8 protein-coding genes and 1 tRNA gene are annotated in these 14,577 nt (G+C 40.9%); 6 read left to right on the top strand and 3 right to left on the bottom strand.

The features are described from left to right. Nucleotide 1: 1 nt before the first annotated feature. From BTO21_RS15440 to BTO21_RS15420, 5 genes are all read left to right on the top strand, one after another. Entirely contained in the window at nucleotides 2–1,942 is a 1,941-nt protein-coding gene (locus BTO21_RS15440; protein WP_045032428.1) for a monovalent cation:proton antiporter-2 (CPA2) family protein, read from the top strand. Between the two features lie 378 nt (nucleotides 1,943–2,320). Beyond that, nucleotides 2,321–2,635 (top strand): hypothetical protein, encoded by a 315-nt coding sequence (locus BTO21_RS15435; protein WP_045032430.1) that lies wholly within the window; start codon nucleotides 2,321–2,323, stop codon nucleotides 2,633–2,635. After that, complete coding sequence (locus BTO21_RS15430; protein WP_239998046.1) at nucleotides 2,625–9,473, top strand: GEVED domain-containing protein; 6,849 nt, start codon at nucleotides 2,625–2,627, stop codon at nucleotides 9,471–9,473. The genes BTO21_RS15435 and BTO21_RS15430 overlap by 11 nt, the downstream gene beginning before the upstream one ends. A gap of 207 nt (nucleotides 9,474–9,680) precedes the next feature. Next, nucleotides 9,681–10,712 carry an extracellular solute-binding protein gene (locus tag BTO21_RS15425; RefSeq protein WP_065191823.1) on the top strand — a complete coding sequence of 344 codons (1,032 nt, stop codon included), beginning with the start codon at nucleotides 9,681–9,683 and terminating at the stop codon, nucleotides 10,710–10,712. Continuing rightward, nucleotides 10,712–11,755 carry a histone deacetylase family protein gene (locus BTO21_RS15420; RefSeq protein WP_045032434.1) on the top strand — a complete coding sequence of 348 codons (1,044 nt, stop codon included), beginning with the start codon at nucleotides 10,712–10,714 and terminating at the stop codon, nucleotides 11,753–11,755. Before BTO21_RS15425 ends, BTO21_RS15420 begins: the two co-directional genes overlap by 1 nt. A gap of 73 nt (nucleotides 11,756–11,828) precedes the next feature. Here the strand turns inward: BTO21_RS15420 and BTO21_RS15415 are convergent, their stop codons facing one another. The 3 genes from BTO21_RS15415 to BTO21_RS15405 form a co-directional block, all read right to left on the bottom strand. Then, the gene (locus BTO21_RS15415; RefSeq protein WP_045032437.1) at nucleotides 11,829–12,083 is read right to left on the bottom strand and encodes a hypothetical protein; all 255 of its coding nucleotides are present in this window, start codon (nucleotides 12,081–12,083) and stop codon (nucleotides 11,829–11,831) included. Nucleotides 12,084–12,193: 110 nt separating this feature from the next. Next, on the bottom strand, nucleotides 12,194–13,078 hold the full coding sequence (locus BTO21_RS15410; protein ID WP_045032439.1) for a DMT family transporter: 885 nt from the start codon (nucleotides 13,076–13,078) through the stop codon (nucleotides 12,194–12,196). Between the two features lie 164 nt (nucleotides 13,079–13,242). Then, nucleotides 13,243–13,950, bottom strand: a complete 708-nt coding sequence (locus BTO21_RS15405; RefSeq protein ID WP_045032440.1) for an SDR family oxidoreductase — start codon at nucleotides 13,948–13,950, stop codon at nucleotides 13,243–13,245. 173 nt (nucleotides 13,951–14,123) lie between these two features. On the opposite strand from BTO21_RS15405, the gene BTO21_RS15400 reads away from it, so the two are divergent. Further along, a tRNA-Ser gene (locus BTO21_RS15400) sits at nucleotides 14,124–14,214 on the top strand. The last annotated feature ends 363 nt before the right edge of the window (nucleotides 14,215–14,577 follow it).

Genomic DNA, 14,577 nt, shown 5'->3' with positions numbered 1-14,577 from the left:
CATGACGGGAATATTTTTACAAGCATTTATCTATTTATTTGCTGCGGTGATTGCTGTGCCTATCGCTAAACGATTTGGGCTCGGCTCTGTATTGGGTTACTTGATTGCAGGTGTCGTTATTGGTCCTGTTATTGGGTTAGTCGGCAGTGAAACCACTACGATCCAGCACTTTGCTGAGTTTGGGGTGGTAATGATGTTATTTATCGTTGGCCTAGAGCTAGAGCCTAAAATGCTGTGGGGAATGCGCCATCGTTTATTAGGGTTAGGTGGTCTGCAAGTTGTTGTTACTGCTGCCGTTGTGATGGGAATTTCAATTGCATTAGGCGTTGGTTGGACATATTCGTTAGCGATAGGTCTTATTTTTTCATTATCATCAACAGCAATTGTACTGCAAACCTTTAATGAAAAAGGATTAAACAAAACCGAAGGCGGCAAAAGTGCGTTTTCAGTGCTGTTGTTTCAAGATATTGCCGTTATTCCGATGTTGGCATTGATTCCGTTACTTGCCTTACCTGAATTGGTGGAAAAAGCTCAATCAACGGTGACCGCTGCGGCTGAACATCATGAAGATCTCAGTTTAGTGGCAGGTTTGCCCGGTTGGGGTTACGCGATTGTTGTGATCCTAGCGATTGCGGGGGTGGTTGTTGGTGGACATTATCTAAGTCGTCCATTATTCCGCTTTGTTGCCGCATCGGGTTTACGTGAAATTTTTACCGCGACAGCGTTAATGTTGGTGATTGGTATTGCGGCGTTAATGAGCTTAATTGGTTTATCACCAGCATTAGGTACGTTCCTTGCTGGTGTGGTACTGGCTAACAGTGAGTTCCGCCACGAGCTAGAATCGAATATTGAGCCGTTTAAAGGGTTATTGCTCGGGTTGTTCTTTATCACCGTTGGCGCAGGTATCAATTTCAGTATCTTATTTGATCAATTTGGCACCATTATTGGGTTAACCCTTGGCGTTATGCTGATCAAAGCCTTGGTATTATTAATTTTAGCGTTTGTGTTTAAAGTAAAAGGCAGTGACCGATGGTTATTTGCGTTGAGCTTGGCACAGGCGGGTGAGTTTGGTTTTGTATTATTGAATTACACCGTCCAAAATAATGTATTGCCAGCTGAATTAGGTCAAACATTATCGTTGGTAGTGGCATTGTCGATGTTCTTAACCCCTGGGTTATTTATTTTGTTTGATAAAGTTATTTTACCACGATTCAGTGCGGCTAAAAATGAACGTGAAGCGGATGAAATAGACGAACAAGGTAAGGTGATCATTGCTGGTATTGGGCGTTTTGGTCAGATTGTGAATCGCTTATTAACCTCTAATGGTATGCAAACAGTAGTACTCGATCACTCTGTAACCCAAATTGACAATATGCGTCAAATTGATATTAAGAGTTTTTTCGGTGATGCTACCCGCCATGATTTACTGCATACCGCTGGAATAGAAGATGCCAAAGTGTTTGTGGTGGCGATTGATGATCAAGAGCGTGCAACAGAGTTAGTACATTATATTAAGCAAACTTATCCGCATGTTCGTGTGTTAGCCCGTGCTTACGATAGAGGTCATCACTATTCATTACGCTGCGCAGGTGCCGATTATGTGATCAGTGAAACCTACCGTTCAGCGTTAGCAATGGGCGCACAAGCTTTAAAAGAATTAGGCGTACATCCATTTAGGGCTGAGCAGCAAAAAGCAATGTTTGTTGAAACTGAAGCGAAAAGTAAGGAGCTGTTGTATCAAACATGGCGTGATAGCACCGAAGAAGATCGCTTTAATAGCTCTTATGTTGAATTGTTTATGCAATTAGAACAGACGTTAGGTGAGGCAATGAAGCAAGAACGTACTGATAAGCACACTAAATCAGAACGTGGTTGGACACCGCCGCCTAAAAACTTTATTGCAGAAGCCGAGCAAATGCAGGTGGATAAAAAAGAAAGTTAAATTCTAGCTGGGTGTTTTATCAAAATAAAAGGTGCTAAATACAGGTGTATTAGCACCTTTTTATTGATTGTGAGTTATTTATATATCTATATTGCGAAGCAATTTAATAAAGATATAAACAAAATTTGTACTTTTTTATTCTACTTATAACGGTTCGCTATCCGTTAAATTATCTTTTTAATTAAGTGGCTTATATGATAAATATCATAAAAAATATGCTTTATTTAGTGATAAAAATAGGAGAAGAGTTTTTTTTAGGATAATTTTGCGAATAGCGATTCGTATTTTAATACGAATTATTTAACCACTTGAAAAACAATAACATTTAAGTTGGTCTTATTCATGCATAGTTTCACTTAGACTCTATGAGGTGACTTCATGCATAAGATTATTAGTGCTACATTATTACTGATATTTATATATGGTAATAATTGGTTTAGTGATAAACAGCCGATGGCCAATCGGTTAGTGGTTGTTGATCAAGAACTTGTGTCAGATCCTTTCTTCTCTAATCATATAGAGTCTTATCAAGTGATTAATTCATTAGATGATTTTATCTTTCATCTCAATCATACCCCTTACTCTAAAACGATCGATATATTTTCCCACGGGCAATCCGGTGATCTTCGTTTTGGTCAAGATATTAGGAGTGCAATAGTATTTAATGGAGGAATTAATTCGTATGCTTACTAAAAATATAACACTTATCATTCTTTTATTAAGTTCTACATTTTTATGTAGCCAGAAAAGCTTTTCAGCTGAAGGTGTCGGTTTAATATATCAAAGTAACTTGCTTTCTATAGGTGGTATGGGTGGCTCTCCATTTTCCGTGAAAAACTGCCCAAGTGGTCAACTAATGACAGGGTTTGAGTTTTATAACTCAAATTCGGGTGGCGCTCTTGATGGACGAGCATTAAGAGGTCGCTGCTCAACAGTTAATGTATCTAGTGGTGTTGCCACGTTAACATTTTCAGGCAACACCCTTTGGGGTGGGCCAGCATCAGGGACATTATACTCACAGGATTGTCCAGCGAATCAAGCTGTTGTCGGTGTCGATGCACAAACCACGACGTGGCCTGTAATGGGATGGTTTCGTTTATATTGTGGTTCTGTTTCATTTAATAGTGGAACAAATCGATTAGAAATTGCAGCAGCACCCGCTTCTCCATCAACGGGTCAAATAGGCCCTAATCATGCGTATGGTGGAACATATTATAACCGTGTTGTTGCTCCAGCAGGCCAAGCATTAGCAGGCTTTGATGGCCGTTCTGGCGGCGCGTTAGATTTGGTAACGTTTAAAGCATATTCTTTTGTTCAAGGTAGCTTAACGTTGAACGCTGTTGTGAATCCAGGAGGCAGTGCGGTTCCTGGTGACTTCACATTAATCGCGACAGATAGTGGGAATATAGCTGCAAACTTTAGTTCAGGTGACACGAGAGCGATGACGCCAAGCTCGTATACATTAAGTTGGGGAGGGCCAGCTGGCTATATATTAAATAATCTCAGTTGTGCGACGACATTTACATTAAATAATGGTGACGATGTTACGTGTACTTATACATTTGATCCGCCTCCTTCTATTTCTGGCTTTGTTTTTAATGATGATGGTAGCGGCGGGGGGACTTCGGCAAATGGCGTCAAAGATGGCAGTGAGGCAGGTCTGGGAATAACAGTTCCTGTTGTGGCTTATAATACAACGTCTGGACAGTGTTATGCCGCTAATGCAGATCCTACAACAGGTGCCTATTCAATATCGCTTCCAACGACAGGCACTTATCAAGTTTATGAAGCCATAAATGAAACCAATATTGCTTCTCCTACTTGTCCTCCAACGCAATCGACGGTTGATCCTGTTACAGGAACAAGCGGTGGTGGTACGGTGGGCGACCCCTCTACACATATCTCATCAACACCGAATATCGTCACTATTACTGCCGGTGTGGTAAGCGATGTGAACTTCGGCGATGTTGTTATTAATAATACCTTCCCAACCTGTGATACCAGTGCGTATTTAACCAAAGACACACCTCGAAAATTGTATCAGGTGAATCTTGTAACAGCATCTGAAACTCAATTAGGTTCGTCACATTCGCCTGCATATAATGGTATTGGTTACAGTGTGGCGCAAAATATATTATGGGGAGTGTATCCAACTGGCGGTTCAACAAATTCTGATATTGTTGCTTTTGATCGTCTTCATCAACGTATTTTAAAATTGAATGTGCCTGAGATTAATGGGATCAGTTTTCCAGCGGGTGATGTGACAGATGACGATATTCTTGTGCTCGTCTCAGGGGGAACGGATGGACGACGTTTTTACTTTATAGATGTAAACCCTAACTCTGAAACATACGGACAATATTTAGGGCGTTCTGCTCAAACCAATATTTCTCTGGGTGATATAGCTATTCACCCACTTGATACCTCAACGGCGTGGGGGGTAACAGGTAATAAAAAGCTATATAAATTCGATTTAACCATTGATCGATCTACCAATACTTATAGTGTTGCCGTTACCAATGTTGGTCAAAGCAATATGACAACAAGTAGTGCTGTTGGCGCCGTATATTTCGATAATATGGGCTTCATGTATGCCTCAAATAATAATACTGGTGCGTTGTGGCGATTTGATCTTTCAAATTTATCAGCTCCATCATCAACGTTAGTTGATGCAACGTTTTTAACCAATGGTCAATCCGCAAGTGGAAACGATGGCGCACGTTGTCGTTATGCGCCTGTTCCGACAGATTTTGCTGATTCACCCAATACATACGGTACCGATTTAACTAGTAATGGGCCACGGCATCAAACGGATATTGGTTTACCTTACTTAGGCAGTAATTCTCCTGACAATGAAAATGATGGACAACCTACAACAATCGCTGATGGGGATGATAACAATGGTCTAACACCCGATGATGAGGATGGATTTATTCAGCCATCAATAACAACAGTCTTATCGGGTGGTAATACGCTGCCCCTGTCAGTACCTGTTGTATCGTCAGGTAATGATAACCTATATGGTTGGATTGATTTCGACCTTAGCGGTACGTTTGATAATGACGAAAGGGCTACCGTTGCCGTCAGTGCTTCTGGTAATAGCACGTTAAATTTTACCGTCCCTGCTGATATTGAAATCCAAGATACTTTTGTACGTTTACGTGTTTGTTCAAGTGGCGAAAGCTGTGATAGTCCAACGGGTAGTACTGGTGACGGTGAGGTTGAAGATCATCAAATATCATTGAAACCCCCTGGTGATTTGGAACTAACGTTAGAGTTAGAGCCGGGAGTGAACGTTACTCTGGGTATTCCATTTAATGTGGCAGTAAAGGTTGAAAATAACGGCGCGACCATCGCGTTAAACACCAAAGTGACACTGCCTATTCCTGCTGGTTACAGCTTTGTTAGGGCGTATGAAGGTGATGGTGAAACGCCAACCACCATGTATGATCCTGCAACAGGTGAGTTAGATCTTGGTGCTATTGGTCTCGGATTTAACGATTACGCCGTGATCCGCCTTACACCGCAATCTTTGTCAGCCCCTGCGATCAGTGGTGAAATCAGTGAAACGTCGATCAATGATACCGACTCTACGCCAAATAATGGGTTTAATAACGGTGAAGATGATACTGATACCGTGACACCCAATATCACCAATGTGATCCAACCAAACACGTGTGACTCTCCTGTCGTTTATGAAGGAGGTGATTCTTATTTAGCGGCTAATGGCGAATATGTTGTTACCGAAGCGCAAACTAATCAGCAAGGGTATTTATGGAGCTACGATTACATTGATTTAAACCAACCAATGTATGCTGAATTAGCCGTGTATTTAGGTGATAGAACTTGTAATACCGGTTGTCCTAACGGTATTGAAAGTGGCGCTGATGGCATGACTTTTGTGCTTTCTGCAGACTCGCGTGATTTAAATGCCGTCGGCTCTTTTGGTGGTGGGCTCGGTGTTGGTGATATTTTTGGTGCAACACCTGTATCGCCATCAGTCGTGTTTGAATTTGATACCTTTGATAATACCTTTATTGGCGCAACCGATGATGCTATCGGCGGGCAATATATTGATCACACAGGTGTTTACCTAAATGGTGATGTTTATACGCCAAGTACTGCCAATACCTTAATTGCAGCAACGTCTGTTGCTGGTGGCGAGTTAGAAGATGGGCGTTACCATATCGCACAATTTGAATGGGATCCCACTACCAATCAATTTACCTATTACATGGATGGCGTCATGATTGGCCAGTTTACGCGAGATATTCGCACCGACATTGGTAATAACATGGTGCGGTTTGGTTTCACGGGTAGTACTGGAGATGGCTATAACCTTCAAAAAGGCTGTTTTACCGATGCGCCAAATGTTCTAGGGTCTGATTTTGGTGATGCTGTTGATACAACTACCGGTACCGCAATCAATGATTATACCACTCAATATGACCACAATGGTGCTCACCATGTGCAGGTAGACAGTGATGACAATGGCTTTATTGACTTACGGTTAGGTAATTTGTGGGATGCTGATCTTGGTGATCTGCAAAATATTCATGCTACCGCTGATAACAATCATAATATTGCTGATGAAGATGGTGTTACTGTGCCATTTATTGCTAATAAAGGCCAAAACGTAGCGATAAATATCAATGTTGTTGAAGATGGTGCGCGTTTGGGAACTGGGCAACGTCTTTACGGCTGGTTAGACCTAAACCTTGATGGTGATTGGGATGATTCAGGGGAACAAATCATTAGTGATGCAAGTGCGAATATAGGTAACAATAATTACAATGTGCTGATCCCTAATAGTGCGGTTGTTGGTTATAGCTACTTACGTATTCGTCTATGTAGCGATGTTGATTGTAATAGTCCTGTCGGACGCGCCAATGATGGTGAGGTTGAAGACTATCGCATATTAATTTCTGATCTGGTGGGGAACAATCAGTGTGACAGTATTTTACAAACCATTCGTCCAGTGAGTAGCAGTACTTATACTTACACTTCATTAGATGTGCCAAGTAATCCGGTTACATTCTCCAATATTATTGATCCTGTTGCGATCACAAATCAGACTAATATTGCCAATTTGAACGCTATCGGTTTTAACCGTGTTGATGGATTAATTTACGGTACTTTTACCGATATGTCTCAATCTGAGCGTATTCATCATTTATTTGTGACGGATAAAACAGGCACCAGCTTTATTGATTTAGGGGAAATACGTGCTGAGTCTTCGGCCACTATTCGTCGCCTTCAAGATGGTGAAACCTTTGGCTTTAGCGCGGGTGATTCACTGCGTAATAGTGGTTATTCAACCACATCAGCAACGTCAACAACCCTAAGTTCACCCACCGCAGGCGATGTGACGATAGATGGTAATTATCTGATTATCTGGCGTACTTCTTGGGATTCTTTGGTTAAAGTTAACTTAGCAACACAAACCTTTACCACCATACCATTAAGTATCGGTGTAATGGGCGGTTCTATTGGTGGCGGGCCAATCGATGTGGGTGCTGATTTAGCCATTAGCAGTCAATCAGGGAATGGTTACGTTCTCGATTTAAATGGTGATGCGCTTTATCAGATTGATTTAACCACTGGTGCGATAACATCACAGCTATTAACATACTTTGGCGCTGAGCCAACACTTGATGCCAATCTCAAGCTACAAGCAGGCGCATTAGTGATGGATAACGGTATCAGTTTGTATGCTATTACCAATGGTGGTAACCATGATAGCGATAATAATGGCACCATTGATCTCAATGATCGTGCTGTGGTTTACCGCGTTAACGTGATCACCAATGACGTTGAGTATGTGACGGCATCTGATCGAGGCAGTTTGCAAGGTAATGATGGTGCTGGGTGTTACGATTCTACCGATTATGGTGATGCTGCTGATACATATGGTGAAGCCAGTCATGCTTACTGGGACAGTGCCGTTGATGGTAGTGCTGATCTTTATTTAGGTAACCGTTGGGATCCAGAATTTGGCCAATGGTTCACCGCTGATGCATCAGGGGATGACACCAATGGTCAAAATGATGAAGACCTAACTATACCCAATCAGATTGTGGTCGAAACAAGCACCAATCTAGCTCTCGATGTTGTAGGTAGTGGCTTTGTGAGTATCTGGGTTGATTTAAACAATAATGGTGTCTTTACCGATATCAATGAGTTTCTTATTGATGATGAGCCAGTCGTAACGGGGATTAATAATATTGCGATCACCTTGGATGCTGCCAGTGCTGAGGGATTTAATGGTTATACCGTAATGCGAGTACGGTTATGTTCAGCCATCAATAGCTGTAATACATTCTCAGGTTCAGCGTCTAACGGTGAAGTTGAAGATCATTGGTTTGAGCTTCTTAATCGTATTGTACTTAATGGATTAGTCTTTGAAGATAATGGTGTTGGTGGTGCAAACGCTGCTCATGATGGTATTCAACAAGGTACTGAGATTGGGTTAGGTAATTTCACGGTTACTGTGACGTTAAATGAGTCAGGGGTAACTGGCTATAGTATCGGCGATGTTATAGCGACGGAAGTCACTTCTGGCGACGGCCGTTATAAATTTGTGCTTGGGGTAGATTTCTCAACTAAAGATTTATTGCTAGATGTGGTGAAACAAGCGGAGTGGATTGATATTAGTGAAGCCGATATGAGTAGTACGTCACAAGCGACAAGTGCTAGTGTAATTGATAGTCAAATTGCCATTAATGCTAACGCAGGGGATGAAGTCTTTGCTCTTAATTTTGGTAAAGTTAAAGAGCCAAGAATGGAACCTGATAACTTCCATGACGTGACACCGGGAAAATCAGTTCTCTTGCCACATAAATTTACAGCTGCCACCGCGGGTAGTGTCGCTTTTTCTATCATCAATTTAAGTGCATCGCCAGCCAATAGCAGTTGGAACTCAACTTTGTATCGTGATGATGACTGTAATGGCATTATCGATGGTATAGACGCTCAAATAACTGCGCCTATTGCGGTTATTGGTAATAGTGCGGTGTGTTTATTAAGTAAAGTGTTTGTACCGAGCAATGTGCCGATGAATGGTCAGTATCATTACGATATTGAGGCCAATATGACGTTCTCCGATAGCACAAATACTGGCCATGGAATCACGCGATCTGTATTAGATAAAGATACCGTAAGAGCAACCTTTAGTGGTGCGGGTGAGTTAACGCTTAGTAAAACAGTCCGAAATATCACTCAAAATGGTGCGATAATAACCAGTAATGATGCGCAACCAGGTGATGTTCTGGAGTATGTTGTTAGTTTTAGTAATACCAGTAACGCACCAATAACAGATGTGAAAGTATTTGATAATACACCGATATTTACCCTGCTGGAACAACCTGTACTGTGCAGTAATAGCCTAATGCCAGCTTCATTAATATGTAACGTTGTGACAAAAGATGGCACAAATATGGCTGGATATGAAGGTAATATAACTTGGGAATTAAGTGGTAGTTTAGCGGGTGGAGAGTCTGGATTTGTAGTTTATAGAGTTACTATTCAATGATTTAATTTATATTGAGAGGGAGGGTGTTGCATCGTTTAACGTCGGTTTGTCGCGACAGATTAGTTGTGGTGATATCATCGTTATGTGCGAAAATGTATAGCTGTAGCATTTGCATACAATTTCTAAATGACTGACTAAAAATATTTATGGTATTGTCAATAATCAAAGCTTATATCGAGCTTTATATGAATATTGGTAATAGGTGAAATGTTTAAAAAGAATCTACTTGCATCGCTTTTACTTAGCTCTTTCGTTGCCCAACCAGCCTTCGCTGATACCACATTAAATATTTATAATTGGTCAGAGTATCTTCCTGCAGAACTACTGACACAATTTACTAAAGAAACTGATATCAAGGTTAACTATTCAACGTTTGAAAGTAATGAAACGATGTATACCAAGATCAAAATGATCGACGGTAAAGGGTATGATTTGGTATTCCCATCAACCTACTATGTTTCTAAAATGGCGAATGAAGGCTTATTAGCGAAATTAGACCATAGTAAAATAACGGCTTTTTCTCAGTTAGATACTACGATTTTAAATCAGCCGTTTGATCCTAATAACCAATATTCTATCCCTTATTTGTGGGGCAGTACGGCGCTAGGTTATGACAGTGATGTGGTTGATGGTAAGCAAGTAACTCAGTGGAAAGATTTATGGAAGCCTGAGTTTAAAGGTAATGTGCTATTAACCGACGATCCTCGTGATGTGTTTGGTATGGCACTGATCATGAATGGCCATAGTGTTAACAGTCGCGATGAAGCAGAAATTAAACAAGCTTACGAAACCCTTACAAGCTTAATGCCGAATGTCGCAGTCTTTAATTCAGATGCGCCACATATTCCCTACATTGCTGGTGAAGTTTCTGTTGGTATGCAATGGAATGGCACTGCTGTACGTGCAGCAAATGAAAATCCAGCCCTTAAATTTGCTTATCCACAAGAAGGTACTATCTTCTGGATGGATAACATGGTGATCCCTGCTGCGAGTGAGCACAAAGATGCTGCGTATCAGTTTATTAATTTCTTATTAAAGCCAGAAAACCAAGCCAAAATTGTGACTGAAATTGGTTACGCGACCCCTAATTTGGCCGCATTAAACAATCTCCCTGATAATATTCGTAACAGTGACATTATTTTCCCAACCAAAGCGATTAAGCAACAAGGTCAATTTTTGGCTGATGTTGGTGAAGCGACAGCCATTTACCAACGCTATTGGATGGAGCTGAAGAAATAATGAAAGTTATCTACACTGAAAAACAACGTTTACATCATGTACGTTTTGAATTTTTAAATGGTGAAGCGACGCCATGTTTTGAAAAACCAGAGCGTGCTGACATGGTGCTTAATGCGCTTAATAGTCATGGTGGTTTTACGATGGTAGAACCTAATAGCTACGGTGATGCACCGATGCGTTGGGTACACACGGATGATTACGTTGATTTTCTCGCCAGTTGTTGGGATCAATGGGTTGAAGCGTTTGGTGATGTGCATGATGCGTCACCATACTGTTTTGCACCTGCGCGCCATCTACGTAATCGTATTCCAAAAGATATCGAAGGGCGTTTAGGCTACTACAGTTTCGATATGACTGCTGCGATCACGGCGGGTTCTTGGAAAGCGATTGTTGCTGCGACTGAATGTGCATTAACTGGTGTTGATTTAATTAAGCAAGGTGAACATGCCGCATTTGCGTTATGTCGTCCGCCGGGTCACCATGCTGCGCCTGATTTAATGGGCGGTTATTGTTATGCTAACAACGCTGCAATTGCAGCTGAAAGCTTTATTCGTCAAGGTGCGAAGCGCGTTGCAATACTGGATATTGATTACCACCATGGTAACGGTACTCAAAGTATTTTCTATGATCGCAGCGATGTGTTATTTGCTTCGATTCATGGTGATCCTGATTACGATTACCCGCATTATCTTGGCTTTGCAGATGAAGAAGGTGAAGGTGAGGGGCTTGGTTTTAATCTCAATTTACCGTTACCGCTTAATACAACCGATTGGTCGGTGTATGAGCCGGTATTAGCTGCAGCGTTAGCGCGGATCAAAGAGTATCAACCTGAGGCGTTAGTAATTTCATTAGGTATGGATACTTTTGCCGATGATCCTATTAGTTATTTCAAGCTGCTGCGTGATGATTATAAAAACGTTGGCTGGATGATTGGTTTATTAAATATTCCAACCTTGTTTGTTTTTGAAGGTGGTTATGCGGTAGATGATTTAGGTCATAATACTGTTGCTGTGTTAGATGGATTTAATAAAGCATTAGTGTAATTGTCTCTAATGCACCATTAACAATCTAAGCGGTATTAAAAAAGCGATAGCCTGACGGTTATCGCTTTTTTGTTTAAAGGACAACGCCCATATAAACGCATAACTCACGTTTAATACGATTGTATTCGCTTGATATGACTTTTTGTGCTTGATAATCAGTACATTCACTGGTTGCTATATCGTTTTCTTCAATTTCTAAAAAAGGCAATTCAGTACTATTAGTAAGCAAATAGAGGGCGCGATTACCATCAATTTTATAGTTCAAATCAAAGGCGACAATGGTTTCCATATTGATATAAATATTATTAATTTTAAGTGCTTTTTTCATCACGAATATCCTATGTAATAAGCGTTAAGTTACATATTGTTAGTAGCTAAAAATAGCATATTCCGAGTTTGAATCCTTGTCTGTAGGAAGTTCTGCAATGAAAGATTTTATTATTCGTTAACAGCAATCGCTTGAATCGAATCTTTTTTATGTTGTTTTCTTTCGACTTTTGCCAGCCATAATAATGGTGCGATGATCATTACTGTACCCATTAAGGTTGTGACATCAGGCACTTCGTTAAACAATAAATAACCTACGATCACCGCGCCAATTAAACCACTGTATTCAGCACTGGCAATTTTATTACTTTCTGCTGCTCGATAGGCAACCACACATGTGGCGGCATACACTAAAATTAAGGCACTAGAACCTGATGCCGTAATTAGCGGTGACCAATCCCATGGTTTATTTTCCCATAGCGCTAACGCCAGTGATGCTGGCATGCCGATTAAATTGGTCAGTAATAATGTTTGGGCAACACTTTGTTGGGTTGGTAGTTTACGAATAAAGAGGTTGTTTACTGCAATAGTGAATGCGACCACTAATGCCCCAAAAGCCGCCCAGCTAATATCTGTTGGACGCACAATAACTAAAACACCAGCAAAGCCAATGATCCCTGCGGCAATAGAAGGACGACTGAGTTTTTCACCGTAAACAAGCATCGCTAACGGAAGCATGATCAAGGGAGCGGCATAGAAAATAGCATTAGCGGTTGCTAAAGGCAGGGTGCTCAATGAAATTACCATAAATACCGCACCTAATAACCATACATGAGCCCGTACAAAGTGCCACTTTAAACCCACAAAAAAGCTTTCTTTGGTCGCACGTAAGCAAAAGGGCAGTAAAATAATCACAGCTGATAATTGACGGAAAAACACAAATTGAAACACTGCCGCATCTTTACCCATGGTTTTAATGAGTGCATCAGAAAATACAGCGACTAAATTACCAATAATTAAAATAGTCATTGCAAAGCCTACCGAACGGTTTTTCATTATACCTACCGAAATAAACAAGGTGAGAGTGTGGTGCTAGTTGACGTTTAGACGTTTAATTGTGTAAGCAACAGCATTAATAAGCCTGTATATTATGATGAATTGAGCAGTATGTATAATAATATAATATGTGTGTTATTAACATTATTTAGATTTGTAACTTGTCACCAAGGAATAGTGCTGCCGTCATAACTCAGAAATTTCCCTGTATTTTGTGGTGTGAGTGTTGCTAATAAATTCAATAAGCATTGCGCGGTATATTCAGGCGTAAATAATTTATGTAGCGCGACATTACGTTGGAATGGTTTAGAGAGTGAGCTTGCGGTGGTACCAGGATGAAAGGCAAGAACGCAACAATGGGGAAGTTTAGTTCGCCATTCAATACTAATGGTTTTAATTGCCATATTCAGTGCGGCTTTAGAGCTACGATAGCTGATCCATCCGCCTAATTTATTATCTTCAATGCTGCCTACTTTCGCTGATACCGTAACAAAGTAACTGCGGCGAGAGGCTTTTAATGGTGACATAAAGTGTTTGGCAAGCAACAGCGTCGGTAACGTATTGGTTTGAATATTGGTCTGAAAAAAATCCACATCAAAGTGTTGAATCGATTTTTCAGGTAAATGTTCAGCAGTATGAAGCATACCGACAGCATTGATTACAATATCAAGCTGGATAAGTTGGGCAGCAAGTTTAGCAATATCAGTTTCTACGGTGATATCAATCTGATGCCAATGCAATTGTGGGTGGTGGTAATCTGGCTGGTGGCGAAAGTAGGTTGCGTGGATTTGACTGTGAGGTTTGAGGTGTAATAATTGCTTGATAACCGCTAACCCAATCCCTCCAGAGCCTCCAACAACTAATGCTTTCATTATCCCCTCCTTGACATTGTAACGTGATCACGAATGATAGCGCCCTGATTTAAGATTAACTGTACGATAAAACACACAATATAGACATGTTTAGTGTGATAATTGTGCTGTCGGATTCCTTTTGGGAATAAGTGCTTTACACAAAATCCTATTCTCTATAATATACGCCGCATGGAGAGATGGCTGAGCGGTTGAAAGCACTGGTCTTGAAAACCAGCATACGTTTATAGCGTATCTAGGGTTCAAATCCCTATCTCTCCGCCAAATATTAAGAAAACCGCTAAGTAATTAGCGGTTTTTTTTCGTTTGAGCAAAATGGTTTCTCCTTCTATTCCATTTCCCCGTGGTACTTTCTCGCTCGAAAGTGCCCCAAAACTTGTTAGCTACGATAAGCTATTGAGTCGCAATGGATTATTTTGCCAAGCAGCTGACAAGGTTCTGTCTAATATCGAGCTAGTTTTCATCGCTAGCTCAAATTTTCCCCGAAATCGTTTAGAGACCGTACTCTCTACGACTGAACAGTGAAGTGGTCAAGTAAAACTGTACACCTTTATAGGTGTTTAAATTAAGCGGCTGCTTCCATCACCACTGGCGGTAAATAGTTGTTATAACTATGGCCCCGCTTAG

The organism is Photobacterium phosphoreum (assembly GCF_002954725.1).
GTDB classification, from domain to species: domain Bacteria; phylum Pseudomonadota; class Gammaproteobacteria; order Enterobacterales; family Vibrionaceae; genus Photobacterium; species Photobacterium phosphoreum.
Note: the sequence above shows the minus strand (reverse complement) of the source record. Positions and strands in the feature narration are given on the sequence as shown.